Below are 22150 nucleotides of genomic sequence, written 5' to 3'. Positions count from 1 at the left end.
ACGTCGACCCTGTCGTTCTGCGTCGGCAGGCAGGGAGCCAGGCAGGCGGGCAGACCGCGCGGGTCCTACGCGCGCTGGCTCTCCTGCGCGATCGCCCGGGCCGCGGCGAGCCCGGCCTCGAGGTCGGCCTTCAGGTCGGCGATGTTCTCGATGCCGACCGACAGGCGCACCAGGCCGGGCGTGACCCCGGTGGTGAGCTGCTGCTCGGGGGTGAGCTGCGAGTGCGTGGTCGACGCCGGGTGGATCACGAGCGAGCGGACGTCGCCGATGTTCGCCAGGTGCGAGAAGAGCTGCAGGTTGTCGACGAACGCCTTGCCCGCGGTGACCCCGCCCTTGAGCTCGAACGACAGCACGGCGCCGACGCCCTTCGGCGCGTACCGGTTCGCGGCGGCGTACCAGGGCGACGTCGGCAGACCGGCGTAGGCGACGGTGGCGACGTCGGGGTGCTGGTCGAGCCACTCCGCGATCTCCTGCGCGTTGGACACGTGCCGCTCGATGCGGAGCGACAGGGTCTCGATGCCCTGCAGCAGCGCGAACGCCGTGTCCGCCGAGTTCGACGCACCGAGGTCGCGTAGCAGCTGCACCCGGGCCTTCACGATGTACGCGAGCTCGTTGCCGACGGCCTCGGCGAAGACCGCGCCGTGGTACGACGGGTCGGGCGTGTTGAACTCCGGGAACCGGTCGGCGTGCTGCGACCAGGCGAACTTCCCGCCGTCGACGATGATCCCGCCGATGACCGTGCCGTGGCCACCGAGGAACTTCGTGGCCGAGTGCACCACGATGTCGGCGCCGTGCTCGAACGGACGGATCAGGTACGGCGTCGCGATCGTGTTGTCGACGATCAGCGGGACGCCGGACTCGTGGGCGACGTCGCTGACGCCCGTGATGTCGAGGACGTTGATCTTCGGGTTGCCGATGGTCTCCGCGAAGAACAGCTTCGTGTTCGGGCGGACCGCGCGGCGCCACTCCTCGAGGTCGTCCTGGTCCTCGACGAACGTCGTCTCGATGCCGAGCTTCGCCAGCGTGTACTTGAACAGGTTGTACGTGCCGCCGTAGATCGACGACGACGACACGATGTGGTCACCCGCCCCCGCGATGTTGAGCACCGCGTAGGTCTCGGCAGCCTGGCCGGACGCGACGAGCAGGGCCCCGGACCCGCCCTCGAGCGCGGCGATCCGCTGCTCGACGACGTCGTTCGTCGGGTTCATGATCCGGGAGTAGATGTTGCCCGGCTTGGCGAGCGCGAACAGGTCGCGTGCTTCGTCCGAGTTCGCGAAGACGTACGAGGTCGTCTTGTAGATCGGCGTCGCTCGGGCGCCCGTGGTCGGGTCCGGCTGTGCGCCGGCGTGGACCTGGGTGGTCTCGAACTGCCACTGCGCGGCGTCGTGCTCGGTCATCTTGGTGCTCCTGTCCGGTGCGGCTGGTCGTCGGGTCGCCCTGCGCTCGGCCCGGAGGCTCGGCGCTGCTGTGCGTCGGGTGTCACGGTACGCAGGTGGCCGGGCCCGCACCAGCGCACCCGCCTCGGGACGTAACGCGCCCGCCCGACGCGCCACGGGCCTCCCGTCCGGAGGCGCGACGCTGGGTCGCACCGTGCGAGGCCACCTGTGGTGCGAGGTTGCGGACTCGGTGCGAGCCTGCGCCCCCTGCACCACGGACGGAACCTCGCACCGTTCGCGGACGGCCCTCGCACGGTGCGAGGTGGCGCCGCTACGCCGCGTCGCGGCGGAACAGCCAGTCGACCTTCGGTTCGAGCAGCCACCGCATCCCGCGCCGCACGAAGGGCTGCGCCAGGAACAGGCTCACGACGCAGGCGATGACGACCATGAGGAGCACGAACGGCCAGGCCGAGTGCTCGCCGGCCAGGACGCCGGACTCCCGGATCGGGTAGAGGACGAACGTGTGGAGCAGGTAGACGTACATCGTCGCGGCGCCGAACTGCGTGATCCAGACGTTCCGACGGGGGATGAGCACCAGGAACGACGCCGTCAGCAGGGTCGCGAGCAGCATCAGGCCGAAGCGCACCGCACCCGCCCACCAGGCGTCCTCGCCGAGCCCCGAGTAGGAGTCGTCGTAGAAGAACCAGTGGTGCAGGTCGAACTCCTTGAACTGCGGGATCCAGACCGCGCACGACACCGCCCACGCGGCGAACACCACGACGGCGGCGATCCGCACCCGGACGACCGTGCGACGGGACGCCTCGTACCAGCGGTCGAAGACGCCCCACTGCTTGACCTGCCACCCGAGCAGGAAGAACGGCAGCAGGCTGATCGCGCGGGACAGCGAGAGCGTCGAGTCGACGTTGTCGAAGTAGCCGACGCCGATGCTGAACACGACCGCCCAGAACAGCGGCCACCGCAACTGCGCCAGGTACGGCAGGATCAGCTTGAAGATGCCCAGGGCCAGCAGGAACCACAGGGTCCACGTCGGCTTCGTCGGGTTGAAATCCTTGCCGCCCTCGACGATGCCCTGCACCACTGTCCAGATCGTCTGCATGATGATGTACGGCACCACGATGTCCGTGATCGTCCGGCGCATCCGCTTCGCCGTCGGGGTGTCCGCCGACGAGAAGTACCCGCTGATCACGCCGAACGCCGGCATGTGGAACGCGTAGATGAACGTGTAGAGGGCCAGCGCGTGCTCGCTCGCCGGCGTCTGCCGCTGGATCGCGTGCCCGATGACCACGAGCGTGACCGCGACGAACCGCGCGGTGTCCCACATCGGGATCCGGCGCGGAGCTCGACCGGGCTCGAGCTGCGTCGCCGGGGCCGAGGGAGCGGGAGGGGCGGCATCCGTCGTCATCGCCGGTCACGTTACCGGATCGTGATCTGGACGGCCCGGTGCGGTGCCTGAAGCGTCCCGCTCGGTACGGTGGTCGGACCGGGCCACCACGCGCCCCGGTCACCGACGCAGGAGGCAGATCACATGGCAGCACGGCGCGCAGTCGTCACCGGAGCGAGCTCGGGCATCGGGGCAGCCACCGTCCGGCTGTTCCGGTCGCGGGGCTGGGACGTGCTCGCCGTGGCCCGCCGCGCCGCGAAGCTCGAGGCGCTCGCCGCGGAGACCGGGGCCGACACCCTGGTCGCCGACATCACGGACGCCGACGACGTGGCGGCGCTCGCCGCGCGGGTCGCGGACCTCGGCGGTGCCGACGTGCTCGTGAACAACGCCGGTGGGGCGTTCGGGTCGGCGAGTGTCGAGGAGTCCGACGTCGACGACTGGCGCGCCATGTTCGAGGTCAACGTGATCGGCACGAAGCGCGTCGTCTCCGCGTTGCTGCCGCACCTGCGCGACCGTGCTCGCGTGTCCGGGGGAGCGGACATCGTCACGGTGACCAGCACCGCCGGGTTCGTCGCGTACGAGAACGGTGGCGGCTACAACGCCGCGAAGTTCGCCGAGCACGCCCTGGTCGGCGCACTCCGGCTCGAGCTGAACGGCGAGCCGATCCGCGTCGTCGAGATCGCGCCGGGCATGGTGAAGACCGACGAGTTCGCGCTCACCCGGTTCCGCGGGGACGAGCAGAAGGCCGCCGCGGTGTACGACGACGTGCCGGAGCCGCTCGTGGCCGACGACGTCGCCGAGGCGATCGTGCACGCGGTGGAGCTGCCGGCGCACGTGAACCTCGACCTCGTGACGATCCGGCCGGTGGCGCAGTCGGCGCAGCACAAGCTCGCACGCGGCCCGCTGACGCCCCGCTGAGCGGACCCCACGCCGGACCTGCGCCGGACCCGCGCAGCGCCCGCGCCGGACCCGCGCAGTGCCCACACCGGACCCGCGCAGCGCCCGGGCGGCGGCCGCGGGTCGCGGGCGTGGGCTCCCTGCCGGTACCGTGGTCGGATGCCGATCAGCAGCGAACCCGAGCCCGCGGCTCCGTCCACCGTGACCGTGACGAGCGGGCCCGAGGTACTCGGCTGGCTCGAGTTCGGTGACGCCGCACGCCTGCTCGCCAAGGACGTCCTGTCCAGCGGCTTCGAGCCCGAGGTCGTCGTCGCCGTCGCCCGCGGCGGACTGATCATCGCCGGCGCCGTGGCGTACGCGCTCGGCACCAAGGAGTGCGGCTCGATCAACGTCGAGTTCTACACCGACGTCGAGCAGCGGCTGGAGGAGCCGGTCGTGCTCGCCCCCGCCCTCGACGCCCCGAGCCTGGCGGGCAAGCGGGTCCTCGTCGTCGACGACGTGTCGGACTCCGGCCGCACCCTGCGCCTGGTGGTCGACATCATCCGGAACGCCGGTGCCGACGTCCGGAGCGCCTGCCTGTACTCGAAGCCCGGTACCGTCCTCGAGCCCGACCACGTCTGGCGTCGGGTCGACGGCTGGATCACGTTCCCGTGGAGCGCCCTCGCCCCCGTGACGGCCGAGTCGTGAGCATCCACCTGGTCGGCGGCGGTCTCTTCGCCGCCTCGGACGCCGCAGCGCCGTTCCTCGCCGAGGCCACCGCCCGTTCGGCAGCGGTCGGCCGGAGCGTCCCGCGCATCGCCCTGCTCTCCGTGGCGGGCCCGGACGGCGGCAGCCCGTCGTCGACCGCCGACATCGCGGAGGTCCTCGGCGGCCCGCGCACGGCCGAGGTGCTCGTCACCGAGGTCGCGGCCGGTCAGGTCTTCGACACCACCGTCCTGAGCGACGTCGACGCGCTGGTGGTCGGTGGCGGCGTCACCCCCGACTACCTGGCGGCGATCGCCCCGCTCGTCGACCAGCTCCGGCTGCTCGTCTCCGACGGTCTGCCCTACCTCGGCTACTCGGCCGGTGCGATGATCGCCGCCGACCGTGCCCTGGTGGGCGGCTGGCGCATCGGCGGCGTCGAGATCTGCCCCGAGGCCGCGTCCGAGGGGCTGGACGAGGTCGAGCTCCGCGAGGGCCTCGGCCTGGTCGACCTGACCATCGACGTGCACGCGGTGCAGGCCGGCACCCTCGCGCGGCTCATCGCCAGCGCCGAGGCCGAGTTCGTCACCGCCGGGCTCGCGATCGACGAGGACACCACGCTCGTCGTCGGCGAGGGCGCGCTCGAGGTCCGCGGCACCGGCAGCGTCTGGCGCGTGATGGCCGGCGAGGAGTCGGTGGCCGTCGCCACCATGGGCGCGTAGCCGACGTGGAACCTCGCCCGCTCGCCGACCTGGTAGACCCCGGTTGGGCTGAGGCCCTCGCACCGGTCGAAGCCGACGTGCACCGCATCGGCGCATGGCTCCGGGACGAGACCACTGCGGGCCGTCACTACCTGCCAGCCGGCAGCGACGTGCTGCGCGCGTTCACGAGCCCGTTCGACGCGGTCAAGGTGCTGGTCGTCGGGCAGGACCCGTACCCGACGCCGGGCCACCCGATCGGCCTGTCCTTCGCGGTCGACCCCGCCGTCCGTCCGGTGCCGCGCAGCCTGGCGAACATCTACCGCGAGCTCGCCGACGACCTCGGGGTGACCCCGCCGCAGCACGGTGACCTGCGGGCCTGGTCCGACCAGGGCGTCCTGCTGCTCAACCGGGTGCTCACCGTGCAGGCGGGCGAGGCCGGCAGCCACCGCGGCAAGGGCTGGGAGGCGGTGACCGACCAGGCCGTCCGCGCGCTGGTCGCCCGTGGCACCCCGCTCGTCGCCGTGCTCTGGGGCGCCCAGGCAGGGTCGGTGCGACCGCTCCTCGGTGACACCCCGGTCGTCGCCTCGGCCCACCCGAGCCCGCTCAGTGCGTCGCGCGGGTTCTTCGGCAGCCGCCCGTTCTCGCAGGTGAACGCGCTGCTCGAGTCGCAGGGCGCACCGCCCGTCGACTGGACGCTGCCCGCTCAGTAGGCTCGGCACGTGCTCGAGGAGGAATACCAGCGACGGCGGGTCCTGCCGCGACACCTGCGTGCCCCGGCGGCGACCGAGACCGCCTTCGAGTACCGCATCCGAGCGGCCGAGGTGGGGGACCTGCCCCACGTGCGCGAGATCCACACGCACTACGTCCGCAACTCGTCGGTGACCTTCGACCCGGCGGCGTTCACGTACGCCGCGTGGAAGAAGCGCTACGACGACATCCGGAAGCGCCGTCTGCCGTTCCTGGTGGCGGAGAATCCCGCCGGGCAGATCCTCGGGTACGCCCTGGTCGACGCGTGGAACCCGCGCGACCGCTCGAACCACGTGGTCGAGGACTCGATCTACCTCGGTGCCGCGTCCGGTGGCAAGGGGCTCGGCCGCGCGCTGATGGAGGCGCTGCTCGACGAGTGCCGTTCGGCCGGCGTGCGCGAGGTCGTCGCCGTCATCGCGGACCGCCAGGCCGAGGCGTCGATCCGGCTGCACGAACGGCTCGGCTTCGAGGAGGTCGGCCGGATGGGCAAGGTCGGCTACAAGTACGACCGCTGGCTCGGCACCGTCACGATGCGGCTCCGCCTGCGCGGCCCGCGGCTGTTCGCGCGACGACGCTGACTGACCGACGGAGCTGACGGAGCCGACGCGGTCGACGCGCGTCACGCAGGCGAACGTGGGCAGGGCGGACGGGAGGCCCGTGGCGGGCCCGGCACGCGCCTCCAGGCCGTCCCCTGGTCGCGCCGGACCGCCGTCGCCGGGTCAGCCCGCCGGCGCCTCGGTGATGAACTCGTCGCGCGTCACGTGGAGCAGCGCGGTGGCCGCCGCCGCCGCCGCGTCCGCGTCACCGTCGACCGCTGCGCGTCCGACGGCCTGGTGCCGGAGCGCCGCCTCGCGCGTCCAGCGCGTGATGGGGTCGCGCGACTCCGACGTGCGGGTGCGGAGCAGGGCCTCGACCGTGCCGGCGAAGTGCGCGAACACGGCGTTCCCCGACCCGGTGAGCAGTGCACGGTGGAAGCGGACGTCGGCCTCCAGGTAGGCGCGGCTGTCCTCGCGCCCGCAGGCGTCGAGCATGTCCTCGGCGGCGGCGAGCACGGCGTCCGCGCCCTCGGAGCCGGCGGTCAGGGACGCCGCGACCGGTTCGACGCCGAGCCGGAGCTCGACGAGCTCCCGCTGCTGCACGAAGTACGCCGGTGAGGTACCGCGCCACCGGATCACGGTGGGGGCGAGCAGCTCCCACGCGGTGATGTCGCGGACGAGCGTGCCGACGCGCTGCCGGGGCTCGACCAGGCCGAGGGACTGCAGGACGCGCAGGGCCTCGCGGACGACCGAGCGGGACACCCCGAACTCGTCGGCCACCAGTTCGGGTCGCACGACGGCACCTGTGGCCAGGTCGCCGTCGACGATCCGCTGGCCCAGGGTGTCGAGCACGTGGGCGTGCAGTCCGCGTGCGGTGGGCATCGTTTCCTCCGTGCAGTACGGGTCACGCGGTCGCCGTGACGCCGGTCCTATCGAAGCGGCAGACTCCGGAGACGGGCGGTTGGCGCGCGGGACGACGTCGTATAGTCTGATTAATCAGATTATTGAGGGTCGGCGTTCGTCGCGCCAGTCCACCCTCGACACGAAGGCGACGGAGCCGCGCAGCAGCGACTCCAGGAAGGGGCGCTGATGCCTCACGCTCTCCCGGACCACCTGCTCGCCGCGGGTGGCACCACCGAGACGGTCGACCCGTCCGGTTCGATCCCGCAGCTGATCATCGCGGCGCTCGTCGGCATCGTGGTGATCATCGCGCTCATCACCTGGCTCAAGGTGCACCCGTTCATCGCGCTCACGATCGGCGCGCTCGGCGTCGGGATCGGCGCGGGCCTGGCGCCGGACAAAGCGGTCACGAGCTTCGGTGACGGCTTCGGCGCGACCATGACGAGTGTCGGCATCCTGGTCGGGCTCGGGGCGATGTTCGGCAAGATGCTCGTCGACTCCGGTGCAGCGGACCGCGTCGTGGACACCCTGGTGCGGAAGTCGTCGAAGGCGGCGCTGCCGTGGACGATGGCCCTGATCGGGGCGCTCATCGGGCTGCCGATGTTCTTCGAGGTCGGGCTCGTCCTGCTCATCCCGATCATCGTGCTGGTCGCCAAGCGGAGCGAGGTGCCGATCATGAAGATCGCCGTCCCCGCACTGGTCGGCCTGTCGACGATGCACGCGTTCGTCCCGCCGCACCCCGGGCCGCTCGTCGCGATCTCCACCGTCGGTGCGAACCTCGGCACCACGCTCGCCTTCGGCATCGTGCTGGCGATCCCGGTGATCATCCTGGCCGGCCCGCTCTTCGCCCGGTTCGCGGCCCGCTGGGTCGACATCCCCGTCCCCGACATGTTCGGATCGCGTGGGGCGGTCGCCACCGCCGGCCCGGGTTCGGGTTCGGGGTCGGGTTCCGGGTCCGCCTCCTTCGCCGACGACCCGGCACACCCCGGACGGGAGGCCCGGCGCGGCCCCGCCACGCAGGACACCGCGTCCCTGCCCAACGGCAAGAGCGACTTCACGCGCGTCATCAGCGAGCCGCGCAGCCCGTCGTTCACCGTCGCCCTGATCGGCATCCTGCTGCCGGTCGTGCTCATGCTCGCCCAGGCGATCCGTGAGGCCACCGCCCCCGACGCCGCCGGCTCGTGGGTGAGCCTGCTCGACTTCCTCGGTTCACCGATGATCGCCATCGGCATCGCGGCCGTCTACGCGATGGTCTTCTTCGCGATCGGCGGTGGCATGGACCGCTCGGCGGTGTCGAAGTCGCTCGAGAGCGCGCTGCCCCCGATCGCCGGGGTGCTGCTCATCGTCGGTGCCGGTGGTGGCTTCAAGCAGGTGCTCATCGACACCGGGATCGGCGGCGTGATCGCCGACGCGGTCAAGGACTCCGGCGTCTCGGTGCTGCTCGTCGCCTGGGTCGTCTCGGCACTGGTCCGCGTGGCGACCGGGTCGGCCACGGTCGCCACCGTGACCGCCGCCGGCATCATGGCGCCGATCGCTGCCGACCTGTCGACGCCGATGACCTCGCTGCTCGTGCTCGCGATCGGTGCCGGCTCGGTGTTCCTGTCGCACGTCAACGACGCCGGGTTCTGGCTGGTGAAGGGGTACCTCGGCACCACGGTGGGGCAGACGTTCAAGACGTGGACGGTGCTCGAGTGCCTCATCTCGGTGTTCGGTCTGCTCGGGGTCCTGCTGGCCGGGGTGTTCATCCGATGAGCGGCGCAGGAGGAGTTGCTGCTGCCGGTGCGTCCGACGCCGGGCCGGACGCCCGCGTCCTGGTGGTGATGGGGGTCTCCGGGTCTGGCAAGTCGACCGTCGCCGCCATGGTGGCGGAGCAGGTCGGGTGGGAGTTCGCCGAGGGTGACGCGATGCACCCGCCGGCGAACGTCGACAAGATGCACGCCGGCACCCCGCTCACCGACGAGGACCGCTGGCCGTGGCTCGACGTCGTCGCCGGCTGGATCCGCGGACACCTGGACGCCGGGACGAACGGCGTCGTGACCTGCTCGGCCCTGAAGCGCTCGTACCGCGACGTGCTGCGGGCCCCCGGCGTGGTGTTCGTGCACGTGGCCGGTGACGGCGCGCTCATCGAGGAGCGGATGTCGCAGCGTTCCGGGCACTTCATGCCGACGTCGCTGCTGCAGTCGCAGCTCGCCACGCTCGAGCCGCCGCAGCCCGACGAGGCCCACCTGACGATCGCCGCCGACCGCACCCCCGAAGAGGAGAGCGCCGAGGTCGTGGCGCGGCTCGGACTGGTCCGGATCCCGAGAGCCTGATCGGGCGGCGCTCGGCAGCATGGCCGCATGGCGATCGACGACTCCCTCTCGCTCCTGACCCGCGGCTACGGGTTCGGTGCCCACCTGTGGCGCCGGACCCGTCCGGGGGCGCGGGCCGTGGGCTTCCGACTGCTCGGACGTCCGGCGCTGCTCGTGCGTGGTGCCGAGGGCGTCGCGCTGTTCTACGACGGCGACCGCACGGCACGCCACGGCGCGATGCCGGCCATCGTGCAGCGGACGCTGTTCGGCGTCGGGTCGGTGCACAGCCTCGACGGGGCGGAGCACCACCACCGCAAGGCCACCTTCGTCGACGTCGCGTACGAGGACGAGCAGGTCCGGCGGCTCGCACCCCTGCTGACCCGGGAGTGGGCGACCGAACGCGACGCCTGGCTCGCCGGTGGCACGCGAACGGCGTACGACGCTGCCGTCGGTGCGATCGGCCGCGCGGTCATGCGGTGGGCCGGACTGCCGGGGACGCCGGCGGCGAAGACCCGGTGGGCGGCACGGCTCGCCCAGGTCGTCGACGGCTTCGGGGTGCCGTACTCACCGGAGTACCTGCAGGCCGTCCTGAACCGGCACTGGTCGGACCGGCACGCCCGGCGGCTGGTCGAGGCCGTGCGCGGTGGCCGGCTGACCCCCGAGCCGCACACCGCCCTGCACGAGTGGGCGTGGCACCGGGACCCCTCCGGGGCGCTGCTGCCGGCGCGGCTGGCAGGCATCGAACTGCAGAACAGCATCCGGCCGGCCATCGCGGTGGCCCGGTTCGTGGCGTTCGCGGCGAAGGAACTGCACGACCGGCCGGAGTGGCGGGCACGGATCGCCGCCGAGAGCGCGGCGGCCGACGCCGCTGGCACGCCGCCCGTTGACGGTCCGCTCGTCGACGGTCCGCTCGTCGACGGCCCGCTCGCCGTCGCCTTCGCGCAGGAGATCCGCCGGACGGCGCCGTTCGTGCCGATGCTGCCCGCCTGGGCTACCACGGACGTCGAGCTCGACGGCCAGCACCTGCACGCTGGCGGGCGCGTGGTGCTCGACATCACCGGGACCGACACCGACGAGCGCTCGTGGGTCCGTGCGGGCGACTTCGACCCGTCGCGGTTCCTCGGCGTGGACGACTACGAATCGATCACGACGTTCGTCCCGCACGGCGGTGCCGACGTCGCCACGGGGCACCGGTGCCCCGGCGAGAAGGTCGCCGTCGCCGCGCTCGCGGCCGCGGTCTCGGTGCTGAGCGACCCGCGGCTGACGATCCTCGACGACGGGCTGCAGGTGGACCGCCGCCGGCTGCCGACGAAGCCGGCCTCGGGTGGCGAGGTCCGGGGCCGCTGCCCCTTCCACTGACCCGTTCTCGGTCGACCCCGTCTCAGTCGAACCGGATCGGGGTGCCGACGGGCAGCGCCGCCAGGGTGCGGGTCATCTCCGCCGAGATCCGGACGCAGCCGTGCGAGCTGCCGGTCGGGTCCGGGTAGTAGTGCAACGCGGTCAGCGCAGCGTTGCCGCCGTACGACGGGATCCGGGACGAGTGCGCCCCGGTCAGGATGATCGGGTTGCCCTGCGTGTACGCGACGCGGGTGTCGACGTACGCCGCTTCGACGTAGGTGGCGGTGTCGGCCGGTGTGGGGTCCTCCGGTGTCCCGAGCCGGGCGGCCTCGGTCGCGGTGACCTTCCCCGACCGGGTGACGACGGACACCGTGCTGGCGGCGACGTCGACCCGGATCATCCGGTCGGTCCGCGTCACGGTGAAGTCGGCCGCCCGCGCCCAGGCGAACGTCGCACTCGGCGCATCCGGGTCGCCGCCGTCTCCGGGGGTGCGGTTGCGGGACGGCGTCGACACCAGGAGCATCCCGCCGTCCCGGCCGGGGGAGCGACCCCACACCGCGGTGGCCGCGGGTCGGTTGATCGTCGACACCAGGTGGGACAGGGTCGCCACCGGTCGGGCGCCGCTGGACGGGCTCGCGTACAGGGCGACGAGCGGCGTGCGCGGGGTCGCGATCTGCCAGGTGTCCACGGGCTCCACGTCCCCGCCGTCGAGCAACTGCGGCACGACGGCGTCGTGGAACGCCAACGGCAGCGCGGCCAGGGTCGCGTCGGACGGTGCGGCGGGGACGGCCGCGGGTGTCGGCGTCGGCGTGGCGCTCGGGGTCGGAGTCGTCGCCCGCGCCGCCCGGGTCGGCTCCGGTGCCGGCGACCCGACGGTCACCCCCACCACGACGGCCGCGACGGCGAGCACCACCACCCCGGCGGTCGTCGCGATCCAGGTGCTGCGTCGCATGGTGCGTCCCCCTCGGTCGATCCGTCAGCGTTCGGTGACGGCGCCGCCCTCGACCCGCCACTGCCGGTCGAGTCGGACGGTCTCCAGCATGCGCCGGTCGTGTGTGACGAGCAGCAGGGTCCCGTCGTAGGACTCCAGCGCCTGCTCGAGCTGCTCGATCGCGGTCAGGTCGAGGTGGTTGGTCGGCTCGTCGAGCACGAGCACGTTCACCCCGCGGGCCTGCAGCAGTGCGAGCCCGGCCCGGGTGCGCTCGCCCGGGGAGAGCGCCGAGGCCGGTCGGCCGACGTGGTCCGCCTTCAGCCCGAACTTCGCGAGCAGCGTCCGGACGTCGGCGGTGGTGTACTCGGGCACGATCGCCTCGAACGCCGCTGCCAGGGGCTGGTCGCCGGTGAACGCCGCACGCGCCTGGTCGACCTCGCCGACCGCCACGCTGGAGCCGAGCGACGCCGTGCCCGTCGTCGGCGCCTGCTTGCCGAGCAGCGCGCGCAGCAGGGTCGACTTGCCGGCGCCGTTCGGACCGGTGATGCCGATCCGGTCACCGCCGTCGACCTGCAGCGAGACCGGGCCGAGGGTGAAGTCGCCCTGGGTGAACGTGGCGTCCGACAGCGTCGCGACGACGGCCGACGACCGGGGTGCACTGCCGATCGTGAACTCGAGCTGCCACTCCTTGCGCGGCTCCTCGACCTCGTCGAGTCGGGCGATGCGGGACTCCATCTGCCGGACCTTCTGCGCCTGCTTCTCGCTCGACTCCGACGCGGCACGGCGGCGGATCTTGTCGTTGTCCGGGCTCTTCTTCATGGCGTTCCGGACACCCTGGCTCGACCACTCACGCTGCGTCCGTGCCCGCGAGACCAGGTCGGCCTTCGTCGACGCGAACTCGTCGTACGCGTCACGCTTGTGCTGCCGGGCGATCTCGCGCTCCTCGAGGAACGAGTCGTACCCGCCGCCGAACAGCCGGTTCGACGACTGCGCCAGGTCGAGCTCGAGCACCGAGGTCACCGAGCGCGCCAGGAACTCACGGTCGTGGCTGACGAGCACCACCCCGCCGCGCAGCCCGCGCACGAACGCCTCGAGCCGGTCGAGGCCGTCCAGGTCGAGGTCGTTGGTCGGCTCGTCGAGCAGGACGATGTCGAACCGCGAGAGCAGCAGCGCGGCCAGCCCGACGCGGGCGACCTGCCCACCGGACAGCGCGGTCATCAGGGAGTCCGGGCCGACGCCGTCCGCACCGGAGTCCCCGGTGCCGGGTTCGAGGCCGAGGTCGGCGAGCACCGCCGGGATCCGGTCCTCCAGATCCGCGGCACCCGCGGCGAGCCAGCGGTCGAGCGCCGCCGAGTACCGGTCGGCCGCGGTGTCGCCGGCGTCGGGGTCGCCGAGCGCCGCCGCTGCTGCGTCCATCGTCGCCGTCGCCTCGGTGCAGCCGGTCCGCCGCCCGAGGTACGCCGCGACGGTCTCGCCGACGATGCGCTCGTGCTCCTGGGGGAGCCACCCCACGAACGCGTCCGTCGGCGCCAGGGACACCGTGCCGGCCAGCGGCTCGTCGACCCCGGCCAGCAGCCGGAGCAGCGTGGACTTGCCGGCACCGTTCACGCCGACGACCCCGATCACGTCGCCCGGCGCCACCGTCAGGTCGAGGGAGTCGAACAGCGTGCGAGCGGCGTACCCGCCGGACAGGCCCTTGGCGACGAGCGTGGCGGTCATGCGCCCATCGTCCCACGCGGAGCGGGCACCCCACGTGCAGCAGACTGGGCCGATGGACTCCTGCGTCTTCTGTGCCGTGATCGCCGGTGACGAACCCGCCGTGTGGGTCGAACGCGAGGAGAACGCCGTCGCCTTCGCACCCCTGCCCGACTCGGCGCTGGCTCCCGGCCACACCCTGGTCGTGTCGGTCGAGCACACCGCCGACCTGCTCACCGCCGGGCCCACGGCACTCGCCGCCACCACGGCCCTGGCGCAGCGCGTCGCCCGCGCGATGAAGGGGGCCCTCGGCGCGACCGGGACCGTCGTGCTGCAGGCATCGGGTGCCGACGCCGGCCAGAGCGTGCCGCACCTGCACCTCCACGTCGTGCCGTGCTGGCCGGACGACGCCACGACGCACTGGCCGGAGCGACGATCGGCGCACGTGGTCGACGGCGACCCGCACGCGCTCCTCGCCGAAATGTTCGAGTAGCCGCCCGAGCAGACCCTGCTCGGCCCGGCGCGACCCTCAGCCCCGCGGCGTCAGCCGACCCGCACCGACCGGCAGCAGCCCGCCCCGGTAGTCCAGCGCCGTCGCGCCGCCGACCGGCACCGAGGCCGCCCCGAACCGCCACGCTCGGTTGAACAGGTACACGCCGATCACCGTGTCGCCGTCGTCCGGCACCGCCCACGTGCCGGTGCCCCACTGGGCCGGGTGCCCCACCCCGTCGACGGTGACGGTCGGCCGGGCGAACCAGGCGAACAGGGGCCGGACGAGCCGGAGTTCGATCCGGCGCTTCGTCGTGCCGGAGGGGAGAGTGGTGTCCACCGTCGAAGGATACGGGCCACTGCCGCCTAGGCTCGGAGCCGTGTTCGAACTCCACCACCTCTCCGCGCAGGAACTCTGGGACTGGATCCGCCGGGGCGAGGCGACCGCCCTCGAGGTCACCGAGCACTACCTGTCCCGCGTGGAACGCCTGGACGCCGGACTCGGCGCCTTCGTGACGGTCACCGCGGACGCTGCCCGGGCCCGAGCCGATCGCCTCGGCCACCTGGTGCCGACGTCGAGACCGTTGTGGGGCCTCCCGTCCGCCGACAAGGACCTGTACGACCGCGCCGGCATCCCCACGCGGAACGGCACCGCGAGTCTGCCGGAGCGGCCCGCGTCGGCCGACCACCCGCTCGTCACCGCGCTCGACGCGGCCGGCACCGTCAGCCTCGGCAAGACGGCGTCACCGGAGTTCGGCATGTCCTCGTCGTCCGAGACCCGGCTCGGCGTGACGCGGAACCCCTACGACACCACGCGCGCGCCGGGCGGGTCGTCGAGCGGTGCGGCCGTCGCCGTCGCCGCCGGACTCCTGCCCGCCGCGGTCGGGTCGGACGGCGGCGGATCGGTGCGGATCCCCGCCGCGGCGACCGGACTCGTCGGGCTGAAGCCGAGCCGCGGCCGCGTGCCGTCGATGCCCGGCCGCTCCGGCGTCGGCGGCCTGTCCGTCGCCGGGCCGCTCACCCGGTCCGTCGCCGACGCGGGCATGCTGCTCGACGCACTGGTCGCGCCGACCGGGCTGCCGGAGCCGTCGCCCTACGCGCTCGTCACCCCCGACGTCGGCGAGGGGCCGTTCACCGCGGCCGCCGTCCGCGGCGAGGGCCGGTTCGTCGTCGGGGTGCTCGACGGCTCGCCGTGGGACGACACCGTCGACGTGGTCGTCGACCCCGCGGCCCGGGCCGCCGTGGAGACCGCCGTGCGGGTGCTCGGCGAGGTCGGGCACGGCGTCGAGGACGTCCGGATGCCCCGCGTGCCGTACGCCGACGCGTTCCGGGTGGCGTGGGAGAGCTCGGCCGCCCGACTGCCGCAGGTGCCCGGCATCGACCTGTCGTCGCTGACCCCGCTCGTGGCGTGGCTCGTGGCACGCGGACGGGCACTGTCCGGCACGCAGGTCCTCGACGCGATGACGACGCTCGACACCTTCTCGACGACGCTCATCGGCGCGTTCGACCGGTTCGACGCGGTGCTCACGCCGACCCTCGCGATGACGCCGCGGCCCCTCGGCTGGTACGGCGACGACCCGGACGAGGACTTCCGCCGGCAGTGCGCGTACTCGCCGTGGACGTCGATGGCGAACGTGTCCGGGCTCCCCGCGATCACCCTGCCGGTCGGCGTGACCGACGACGACCACCCCGACGGTGGCGGGCTGCCGATGGGCGTGCAGCTGATCGGACGCCCCGGCGGCGAGCGCGTCCTGCTCGCGATCGGCGCGCAGCTCGAGCGCCGGTTGCGCTGGCAGCGGCGGCACCCGGCTGCCTGGACCGCCTGACGGGAGGCCCGGGGCTGGGTCGGCGCGCGGCTCCCGCCCGACGCGCGCGGCGTGCTCGAGCGTCTCGTGCGTCGGGTGCGTCGAGCCGGTGCGACGAAGTCGTCGTCGTACGACATCGACCCTGTCGCACCAGCGCGTCCGCAACGGTTGCACGCGCGCACGGGCGACGATGTCGGTGTCGTACGACGTCGACGGTGTCGTTCCACGTCTGCACCCGGCGCCGCACCCGCCCCGCGCGACCCCCGCGCAGCCCCGCCTACGGCAGCGTCGGCGCCGCCGCCACCAACGCCCGCGTCACCGGGTGCTGCGGCGCGTCGAGGAGGGACACCGGCCCGTGCTCGACGATGCGGCCGTCGGACATCACCGCGACCGTGTCGCACAGCCGCTGCACGACCCCGATGTCGTGCGACACCAGCACGAGCGTCAGCCCGAGGTCGTCGGCGAGCGACCGGAACAGCTCGATCACCCGGGCACGGACGACCACGTCGAGGGCGCTCATCGGCTCGTCGCCGAACAGGATCCGCGGCGAGTGCACCACGGCCCGGGCGATCGCGATCCGCTGTCGCTGCCCGCCGGAGAACTCGTGCGGGTACCGGTCGACCGTGTCGGCGGGCAGGTCGACGCGCTCCAGCACGGCACGGACCAGGTCGTCGTGCGAGCCCGGGACCTGCAGGGCCCGCAGCGGCTCGGCGACGATCGCGCCGACGCGCATCCGCGGGTCGAGGGACGCGTACGGGTCCTGGAACACCACCCCGGTCTCGCGACGGAACCAGCGCAACGCACGCGCGGACCGGGACGCGACCACCGGACGGCCGGAGGCGGCGACGGTGCCTGCGGAAGGGGCCTCCAGGCCGGCGAGCAGCCGGACCAGCGTGGACTTGCCGGATCCCGATTCGCCGACGATGCCGAGCCGTGCGCCGGGGGCGACCGTCAGGTCGACACCGTCGACGGCGGTGCGGACCGGACCGGGCTCGAACGGGCCGCGGCGGGGGAGTCGGTAGGTGCGGTGGAGACCGGTGGCCTCGAGGACGGGGAGGGTCACGGGCCGGTCCTCCTGGCGGTGGCACGTGCGGCGTCGACGAGCGCGGCGGTGGCGGGGTGCTGCGGTGCGGCGAGCAGGTCCGCGACGCGGCCCTGCTCGACCACCCGGCCGGCGTCGAGCACCACGGCGGTGTCGGCGATGCGCGCGAGCACGGCGAGGTCGTGGGTGACGAACACCATGCCCGCCGGCAGGTGCTCGAACAGGTCGAGGATGCGGGCCTCGGTGGTGACGTCGAGCGCCGTGGTCGGTTCGTCGGCCACCAGGTACGACGGCTCGCCCGCCATCGCCATCGCGATGCAGATCCGCTGCCGCTGCCCGCCGGACAGCTGGTGCGGGTACTGCCGCAGCAGCGACTCCGGGTCGGGCAGGCCCACGGACGCCGCCAGGTCGACGGCCGCCGCGCGGGCCGCACGCCGGTCGAGCCCGCGGTGCAGCCGGAGCGGCTCCGCGATCTGCGCGCCGACCCGGCGCAGCGGGTCGAGCGCCGTCCCCGGCTCCTGGAACACCATCGCGATGCCCGCCCCACGGTGTCGCGCGCGCTCGCGGTCGGGCAGGCCGACGAGTTCGGTGCCGTCCAGGCGGACGCTGCCCGTCACGACGGCGCCGGTGGGCGCAAGGCCCATCAGGGCGAGCGAGGTCATCGACTTGCCGGATCCGCTCGCGCCGATCACGCCGACGCGCTGGCCGGGAGGCACGGTGAAGCTGACGTCGTCGAGGATCGTCCGCCCCGTGATGCGGACCGACAACCCGTGCACCTCGAGCCCGGAGGCTGCGGTGGCGTGGGCGGTGCCGGTGCCGGCTGCGTGGTCGGTCATGCGGTCACCCCCGGCGTGGTCGTGGCCGGGTCGGCGCTCCGGTCGCTCGCGGTGCCGTCGGTCGTCGTGCCGTCGGTCGTCGTGCGGTCGCTCGTCGTCAGTCGCGGATCCGAGGCGTCCCGCACCGCGTCGCCGAGCAACGACAGTGCCGCGACGACGATCGCGATGGCGGCTCCCGGCCAGGTCGCACTCCAGGGGTGGACCCCGATGTAGGTCTGCAGGTCGGACAGCAGGCTGCCCCACGACGCGGTGTCCGACCCGGCACCGTAGCCCAGGTAGGACAGCCCGGCCTCGGCGAGCACGGCCGTGGCCATCGCGAGCGACAGCTGCACGGTGAACAGCGGCGCCGCGTTCGGCACCAGGTGGCGGAAGAGCACCCCGGCACCGCCGACGCCGGACGCCCGCGCCGCGGTCACGTAGTCGCTGCGGGCGATCCGCCGGATCTCACCGCGGGCCACGCGGGCGATCGTCACGCCGAAGGACAGCCCGACGCTGACGATCACGACGCCGAGCGACCCGCCGAACACCGCGGTCAGGAGCATCGCGGTGAGCAGGGTCGGGAACGCCACCAGGATGTCGAGCAGGACCGCGGTGCCCTCGCGCACCCAGCGGGCGGTGAGCGAACCGATCGCGGTGAGGACGATGCCGACGACGCTCGCGATCACCCCGGAGCCGACGGCGACGAGCACGGTGGTGCGGGTGCCGGCGAGCAGGTAGCTCGCGATGTCGCGGCCGGCGGCGTCGGTGCCGAACCAGTGCGCGGCGCTCGGCCCCTCCCACTGGTGGAACGGGTCGGCGCGGAACGGGTTCTGCGGTGTCCAGACGAGCGACACGGCGGCGAGCACGAGCAGCAGGCCGAGCACGACGACGGCGAAGACCCCGGTCGGTCGGGACACCAGGCGGCGGATCATCCCTGCACCTCGCGCTGTCGGGGGTCGAGGGTGCGGTGCACGACGTCGACGGCGAACCCGACGAGCAGCACGAGTCCGGTGAGCACGAGCAGTTCCGACTGCACCTTCGTGATGTCGCGGCGGCCGACGTCGGTCACGAGCATCCGGCCCACCCCGGGCAGTGAGAACAGCTGCTCGACGACGACGGCACCGACGAGCAGCCCGGCGATCTGGACGCCGAGCACGGCGAGCACCGTGAGGGCGACGCTCGGCAGACCGTGGCGGAGCAGCGCCTGCGTGCGGGTGAGCCCGACGGCGGCGGCCGTGCGCAGGTGGTCGGCGTCGAGGACGGAGAGCGTGGCGGACCGGGTGAACCGGAGGATCACGGCACCCTCGACGGCACCGATCGTCAGCGCGGGCAGCACGAGCGACGCGAACGCCCGCCCGGGTTCCGACCAGCCGTCGAGCGGGAAGCCCTGCGTCGGCAGCCAGTGCAGCGTCACCGCGAACAGGGCGACGAGGAGCATGCCGGCCCACACGACGGGCACGGCGGCGACCGCCTGCGCCGCGAACCCGATCACCGCACCGCCCGGGCGGCGACGGAGCACCGCGGCGATCACCCCGAGCGGGACGCCGATCACCAGTGCGGTCGCCAGTGACATCGCGGCGAGCGGCAGGGTGATCGCGAGCTTCTGCGCGATCTCCGGAGCGACGGCACCGTTGGTCACCAGCGAGCGGCCGAGGTCGCCGCGGAACACCCCACCGATCCAGTCGAGGTACTGCACCACGACGGGCCGGTCGAGTCCGAGCTGCTGCCGGAGCTGTTCCACCTGCGCGGGGGTCGACTGCGTACCGGCGACGACCTGGGCGACGTCACCGGGCAGCACGCGGAGCGTGGCGAAGATGATGACGCTCGCCACGAGCAGGCCGACGACGAGCAGGAGCACCCGCCCGATGAGGAACCGGGTCACGACACCGATGCTACGGGGGCGGACTCCCCGCCGCGGCCGCTCCGGTTCACTTGACCGCGAGCTTCGCCAGGTCGAGGCGCGAGTTCCCGCCGTCGACCGGGAAGCCCGTCACGCCGGAGCGCACCGCGGTGATCTCGGTCGCCGTGTAGAGCCACTCACCGGCCGCGTCCTCGCTGACGATGCGTGCAGCCTTGCGGAGTGCCTCGGTCTTCGTGGCCTCGTCGGTCGCCGCGATCGACTGGGCGTAGAGCGCCTGCACCTTCGCGTTGTCGTAGCCGAAGTAGTAGTCCGGGTTCGCCCAGTTGCCGAAGTCACGGGCCTCGACGTGGTCGACCATCGACAGGTCGAAGTCCCGCTCGCCGGACTTCGGTGCCTGGAACACCGAGGACAGCCAGGTGGCGAAGTCGACACGCTTGACCGTCAGGGTGATCCCGACGTCGGCGAGCTGCGACTTCAGCACGTCGCCGATCGTGGTCGGGTAGATGTTCGCGTAGGTGAGCGTCAGCTTCAGGTCCTGCTGGCCGGCGGCGGCCAGGAGCTTCTTGGCGTTCGCGGGGTCGTACGCGTCGATGTCGGTGAGGTCCTCGTAGCCGGGGTCGAGCTCCGGGATCGGGCCGCCCTGCTCCACGCCGGTGCCGCCGATCGCCTTGATGAGCGCCTTCGCGTCGATCGCCTGCCGGATGGCCCGCCGCACGCGCTCGTCCGTGAACGGTTCCTTGCGGTTGTTGAACGCCAGCGTGTACTTGTCGGTCGTCTTGCCGCTGTGCAGTGCGATGTCGGCGTTGCCCTGCAGCTGGCTCTTGAGCGTGCCGTCGACCGGGTTCAGGACGTCGAGGTCACCGTTCGCCATCGCGTTGACGGCGGTCGACGGGTCCGTGATGTACCGGAAGACGATCTTCGCGACCTTCGCCTTCGTGCCCCAGTAGTCCTCGTTGCGGTCGAAGGTGAGCGAGTCGCCCTGCTTCCAGTCGGCCACCTCGAACGGACCGGTGCCGTTCGCGCTGTCGGACAGGTCGTTGTCCGCGGCCTTCTCGAGCACCAGGCCGGAGCGGCCGGTCAGGTTCCAGAGCAGGTCGGAGTCCGGCTTCGCCAGTTGCAGCACGACGGAGTCGTCCGACGGTGAGGTGATCGACGTGACGCCCGCGAGCTTGGCGGAGTCGACGTACGAGTCGTTCGACTTGACCTGCTCGAGCGACCACACGACGTCGGCCGCGGTGACCGGCTTGCCGTCCTGGAACGTCGTGCCGTCCCGCAGCGTGAACGTGTAGGTCAGGCCGTCGTCCGAGACCTCGTGCGACGAGGCCAGCACGTCGCGGATGTCGCCCTCGGCGGTCCGGCCGACGAGCCCCTGGTACACGTTGTCGATGAGTACCTGGTCGAGCGCCGCCCCGGACTGGGTGCGGATGTCGAGACTCGTCGGCTCGAGCACCAGCCCGACGCGCACCGTGGCGTCCTTGCCCCCGGTGGAGTCGGACGAGCCGGAGCAGCCGGCCAGCGCCAGGGCGGAGACGACGGCGACCGCGGTGGCGGCGAGGGCAGCGCGCCCGATGCGCGAGGTGTGCGCGGTGCGACGGGGCAGGAGCGGACTCATGGGGTGGTGGGTTCCTTCCGGGCACGAGGGCTGGGATCGGGCCTCGCGCTCGCACGAGGGTACCGGCGGCTGGCGCCGTCCGGCGACGGTTCTTCGATCGGGTGCAACAATCCGTGCCGCTCGGCCCATGCCCGGATCGCCGAAGCCAGTTCGAGGGGTGCCTGGTTCTGCACCGCGTGCCGCGTGGTGACCGTCACGATCTCGGCGTCCGGCAGGCGTTCGGCGAACCCGGCGTGCAGCTTCGGGGAGACGTACCCGCGGTCACCCCGGACGAGCAGGATCGGCACCCGCAGTGCCTCGAGGTCCGGCCACGCATCGGCGAAGCGCCCCACCGACGACGTCCGCCCGGCGGGCAGGTGCGGGAAGTGGTGGCGGCGCACGAGTCGCCCGTCCGCACCGAGAGCCGTGGTGTGCCGGGCCTCGCGCAGCAGCACCTGCCGGTCGTCGCCGACCCGCGCCTCGATCGCCCGGTCGACGACCTGCTCGAGCGACTCGAACGGCTCCTCGGCCTCGAGCGCGCGGGCGATCCGGTCCACCGCACGCTGTGCGAAGTCCGGCGACATGTCGACGAGCACGAGCCCGGTCACCCGCTCCGGCGCGGTGGCCGCGATTCGGGCGGACAGGATGGCACCGAGCGAGTGGCCGACGACGATGCCCGGCGGCACCGCGAGCGCGTCGAGCGCGGCGAGCACGCTCGGCGCCGTCGCGGTCGCCGCGTAGTCCGCGTCCTCCCGCCACGACGACCGGCCGTGGCCGGGCAGGTCGAGGGCGACCGCCGGCTCGCCCACGACGAGTGCCGTGGTGTCGAAGCTGTGGGCGTCGATGCCGAGCCCGTGCAGGTAGGTGATCCGGGCCTCCTGGCCGTCGTCGCCCCACCGGATCGCGGAGATCTCCTGTCCGTCCGCGGTGCGGACCACCTGCCTGGAGGCGCGGAGCGGCTCCGGGACGCCGCTCGCGCTGGCGAGGGCGGGCAGGTCGGCGAATTCGTCGTCGGGGGCTTCGGACACGGGGACGATCCTCGCACCGTTCCG

22 protein-coding genes are annotated in these 22150 nt (G+C 73.0%); 10 read left to right on the top strand and 12 right to left on the bottom strand.

Annotated features, from left to right (window positions below):
• Window positions 1-65: 65 nt before the first annotated feature.
• Together HQQ79_RS10480 and HQQ79_RS10475 are read right to left on the bottom strand one after the other, a co-directional pair.
• On the bottom strand, window positions 66-1397 hold the full coding sequence (locus HQQ79_RS10480) for a bifunctional o-acetylhomoserine/o-acetylserine sulfhydrylase (RefSeq protein WP_071404574.1): 1332 nt from the start codon (window positions 1395-1397) through the stop codon (window positions 66-68).
• A 310-nt stretch (window positions 1398-1707) separates the two neighbouring features.
• Window positions 1708-2799 (bottom strand): acyltransferase family protein, encoded by a 1092-nt coding sequence (locus HQQ79_RS10475; RefSeq protein ID WP_173034121.1) that lies wholly within the window; start codon window positions 2797-2799, stop codon window positions 1708-1710.
• A 123-nt stretch (window positions 2800-2922) separates the two neighbouring features.
• Between HQQ79_RS10475 and HQQ79_RS10470 the strand changes: the two genes are divergently transcribed.
• The 5 genes from HQQ79_RS10470 (at window position 2923) to HQQ79_RS10450 (ending at window position 6382) form a co-directional block, all read left to right on the top strand.
• A complete protein-coding gene (locus HQQ79_RS10470) occupies window positions 2923-3696 on the top strand; it encodes an SDR family oxidoreductase (protein ID WP_027465819.1) in 774 nt (257 codons plus the stop codon).
• Between the two features lie 138 nt (window positions 3697-3834).
• A complete protein-coding gene (locus HQQ79_RS10465; protein ID WP_051596753.1) occupies window positions 3835-4362 on the top strand; it encodes a phosphoribosyltransferase in 528 nt (175 codons plus the stop codon).
• Window positions 4359-5078: a Type 1 glutamine amidotransferase-like domain-containing protein gene (locus tag HQQ79_RS10460; RefSeq protein WP_111056349.1), complete on the top strand. Its 720-nt coding sequence runs from the start codon at window positions 4359-4361 to the stop codon at window positions 5076-5078. Before HQQ79_RS10465 ends, HQQ79_RS10460 begins: the two co-directional genes overlap by 4 nt.
• 5 nt (window positions 5079-5083) lie before the next feature.
• On the top strand, window positions 5084-5767 hold the full coding sequence (locus tag HQQ79_RS10455) for a uracil-DNA glycosylase (protein WP_173034119.1): 684 nt from the start codon (window positions 5084-5086) through the stop codon (window positions 5765-5767).
• A gap of 9 nt (window positions 5768-5776) precedes the next feature.
• Window positions 5777-6382 (top strand): GNAT family N-acetyltransferase, encoded by a 606-nt coding sequence (locus HQQ79_RS10450; RefSeq protein ID WP_027465815.1) that lies wholly within the window; start codon window positions 5777-5779, stop codon window positions 6380-6382.
• A 141-nt stretch (window positions 6383-6523) separates the two neighbouring features.
• Here HQQ79_RS10450 and HQQ79_RS10445 read toward each other — a convergent pair whose 3' ends face one another.
• The gene (locus HQQ79_RS10445; protein ID WP_173034117.1) at window positions 6524-7222 is read right to left on the bottom strand and encodes a FadR/GntR family transcriptional regulator; all 699 of its coding nucleotides are present in this window, start codon (window positions 7220-7222) and stop codon (window positions 6524-6526) included.
• 207 nt (window positions 7223-7429) lie between these two features.
• Here HQQ79_RS10445 and HQQ79_RS10440 point away from each other — a divergent pair, with 207 nt between their 5' ends.
• Genes HQQ79_RS10440 through HQQ79_RS10430 form a run of 3 tightly spaced genes read left to right on the top strand, consistent with a single transcriptional unit; the run spans window position 7430 to window position 10890 of the window.
• Window positions 7430-8992: a GntP family permease gene (locus HQQ79_RS10440; RefSeq protein WP_216852362.1), complete on the top strand. Its 1563-nt coding sequence runs from the start codon at window positions 7430-7432 to the stop codon at window positions 8990-8992.
• Window positions 8989-9552, top strand: a complete 564-nt coding sequence (locus HQQ79_RS10435; RefSeq protein WP_173034115.1) for a gluconokinase — start codon at window positions 8989-8991, stop codon at window positions 9550-9552. Before HQQ79_RS10440 ends, HQQ79_RS10435 begins: the two co-directional genes overlap by 4 nt.
• 27 nt (window positions 9553-9579) lie before the next feature.
• On the top strand, window positions 9580-10890 hold the full coding sequence (locus HQQ79_RS10430) for a cytochrome P450 (RefSeq protein WP_173034112.1): 1311 nt from the start codon (window positions 9580-9582) through the stop codon (window positions 10888-10890).
• 22 nt (window positions 10891-10912) lie between these two features.
• Here the strand turns inward: HQQ79_RS10430 and HQQ79_RS10425 are convergent, their stop codons facing one another.
• On the bottom strand, window positions 10913-11821 hold the full coding sequence (locus HQQ79_RS10425) for a L,D-transpeptidase (protein ID WP_173034104.1): 909 nt from the start codon (window positions 11819-11821) through the stop codon (window positions 10913-10915).
• A gap of 24 nt (window positions 11822-11845) precedes the next feature.
• Window positions 11846-13519 carry an ABC-F family ATP-binding cassette domain-containing protein gene (locus HQQ79_RS10420; RefSeq protein WP_173034102.1) on the bottom strand — a complete coding sequence of 558 codons (1674 nt, stop codon included), beginning with the start codon at window positions 13517-13519 and terminating at the stop codon, window positions 11846-11848.
• Between the two features lie 52 nt (window positions 13520-13571).
• Between HQQ79_RS10420 and HQQ79_RS10415 the strand changes: the two genes are divergently transcribed.
• Entirely contained in the window at window positions 13572-13988 is a 417-nt protein-coding gene (locus HQQ79_RS10415) for an HIT family protein (protein ID WP_173034100.1), read from the top strand.
• A gap of 36 nt (window positions 13989-14024) precedes the next feature.
• Here HQQ79_RS10415 and HQQ79_RS10410 read toward each other — a convergent pair whose 3' ends face one another.
• Window positions 14025-14324, bottom strand: a complete 300-nt coding sequence (locus tag HQQ79_RS10410; RefSeq protein ID WP_173034098.1) for a hypothetical protein — start codon at window positions 14322-14324, stop codon at window positions 14025-14027.
• Between the two features lie 40 nt (window positions 14325-14364).
• Here HQQ79_RS10410 and HQQ79_RS10405 point away from each other — a divergent pair, with 40 nt between their 5' ends.
• Window positions 14365-15810: an amidase gene (locus HQQ79_RS10405; RefSeq protein ID WP_173034096.1), complete on the top strand. Its 1446-nt coding sequence runs from the start codon at window positions 14365-14367 to the stop codon at window positions 15808-15810.
• A gap of 256 nt (window positions 15811-16066) precedes the next feature.
• Here HQQ79_RS10405 and HQQ79_RS10400 read toward each other — a convergent pair whose 3' ends face one another.
• Genes HQQ79_RS10400 through HQQ79_RS10375 form a run of 6 tightly spaced genes read right to left on the bottom strand, consistent with a single transcriptional unit; the run spans window position 16067 to window position 22126 of the window.
• On the bottom strand, window positions 16067-16852 hold the full coding sequence (locus tag HQQ79_RS10400; protein WP_111024546.1) for an ABC transporter ATP-binding protein: 786 nt from the start codon (window positions 16850-16852) through the stop codon (window positions 16067-16069).
• Entirely contained in the window at window positions 16849-17667 is an 819-nt protein-coding gene (locus tag HQQ79_RS10395; protein ID WP_173034094.1) for an ABC transporter ATP-binding protein, read from the bottom strand. Before HQQ79_RS10395 ends, HQQ79_RS10400 begins: the two co-directional genes overlap by 4 nt.
• Window positions 17664-18578 (bottom strand): ABC transporter permease, encoded by a 915-nt coding sequence (locus HQQ79_RS10390; RefSeq protein WP_173034092.1) that lies wholly within the window; start codon window positions 18576-18578, stop codon window positions 17664-17666. The genes HQQ79_RS10395 and HQQ79_RS10390 overlap by 4 nt, the downstream gene beginning before the upstream one ends.
• The gene (locus tag HQQ79_RS10385) at window positions 18575-19528 is read right to left on the bottom strand and encodes an ABC transporter permease (RefSeq protein ID WP_110859030.1); all 954 of its coding nucleotides are present in this window, start codon (window positions 19526-19528) and stop codon (window positions 18575-18577) included. Before HQQ79_RS10385 ends, HQQ79_RS10390 begins: the two co-directional genes overlap by 4 nt.
• Window positions 19529-19574: 46 nt before the next feature.
• Window positions 19575-21119: an ABC transporter substrate-binding protein gene (locus HQQ79_RS10380; RefSeq protein ID WP_173034090.1), complete on the bottom strand. Its 1545-nt coding sequence runs from the start codon at window positions 21117-21119 to the stop codon at window positions 19575-19577.
• Window positions 21116-22126: an alpha/beta fold hydrolase gene (locus HQQ79_RS10375; RefSeq protein ID WP_173034088.1), complete on the bottom strand. Its 1011-nt coding sequence runs from the start codon at window positions 22124-22126 to the stop codon at window positions 21116-21118. Before HQQ79_RS10375 ends, HQQ79_RS10380 begins: the two co-directional genes overlap by 4 nt.
• Window positions 22127-22150: the final 24 nt, after the last annotated feature.

The organism is Curtobacterium sp. VKM Ac-2852, assembly GCF_013205045.1.
Lineage (GTDB): Bacteria > Actinomycetota > Actinomycetes > Actinomycetales > Microbacteriaceae > Curtobacterium > Curtobacterium flaccumfaciens.
The sequence above is the reverse complement of the archived record's forward strand: the minus strand, read 5'-3'. Positions and strand labels throughout refer to the sequence as shown.

Excerpts from the sequence above, each read along its gene's own strand:
- HQQ79_RS10480 (WP_071404574.1), bottom strand. The coding sequence starts at position 1,397 with ATGACCGAGCACGACGCCGCGCAGTGGCAGTTCGAGACCACCCAGGTC.
- HQQ79_RS10475 (WP_173034121.1), bottom strand. The coding sequence starts at position 2,799 with ATGACGACGGATGCCGCCCCTCCCGCTCCCTCGGCCCCGGCGACGCAG.
- HQQ79_RS10470 (WP_027465819.1), top strand. The coding sequence starts at position 2,923 with ATGGCAGCACGGCGCGCAGTCGTCACCGGAGCGAGCTCGGGCATCGGG.
- HQQ79_RS10465 (WP_051596753.1), top strand. The coding sequence starts at position 3,835 with ATGCCGATCAGCAGCGAACCCGAGCCCGCGGCTCCGTCCACCGTGACC.
- HQQ79_RS10445 (WP_173034117.1), bottom strand. The coding sequence starts at position 7,222 with ATGCCCACCGCACGCGGACTGCACGCCCACGTGCTCGACACCCTGGGC.
- HQQ79_RS10440 (WP_216852362.1), top strand. The coding sequence starts at position 7,430 with ATGCCTCACGCTCTCCCGGACCACCTGCTCGCCGCGGGTGGCACCACC.
- HQQ79_RS10435 (WP_173034115.1), top strand. The coding sequence starts at position 8,989 with ATGAGCGGCGCAGGAGGAGTTGCTGCTGCCGGTGCGTCCGACGCCGGG.
- HQQ79_RS10430 (WP_173034112.1), top strand. The coding sequence starts at position 9,580 with ATGGCGATCGACGACTCCCTCTCGCTCCTGACCCGCGGCTACGGGTTC.
- HQQ79_RS10425 (WP_173034104.1), bottom strand. The coding sequence starts at position 11,821 with ATGCGACGCAGCACCTGGATCGCGACGACCGCCGGGGTGGTGGTGCTC.
- HQQ79_RS10420 (WP_173034102.1), bottom strand. The coding sequence starts at position 13,519 with ATGACCGCCACGCTCGTCGCCAAGGGCCTGTCCGGCGGGTACGCCGCT.
- HQQ79_RS10415 (WP_173034100.1), top strand. The coding sequence starts at position 13,572 with ATGGACTCCTGCGTCTTCTGTGCCGTGATCGCCGGTGACGAACCCGCC.
- HQQ79_RS10395 (WP_173034094.1), bottom strand. The coding sequence starts at position 17,667 with ATGACCGACCACGCAGCCGGCACCGGCACCGCCCACGCCACCGCAGCC.
- HQQ79_RS10390 (WP_173034092.1), bottom strand. The coding sequence starts at position 18,578 with ATGATCCGCCGCCTGGTGTCCCGACCGACCGGGGTCTTCGCCGTCGTC.
- HQQ79_RS10380 (WP_173034090.1), bottom strand. The coding sequence starts at position 21,119 with ATGAGTCCGCTCCTGCCCCGTCGCACCGCGCACACCTCGCGCATCGGG.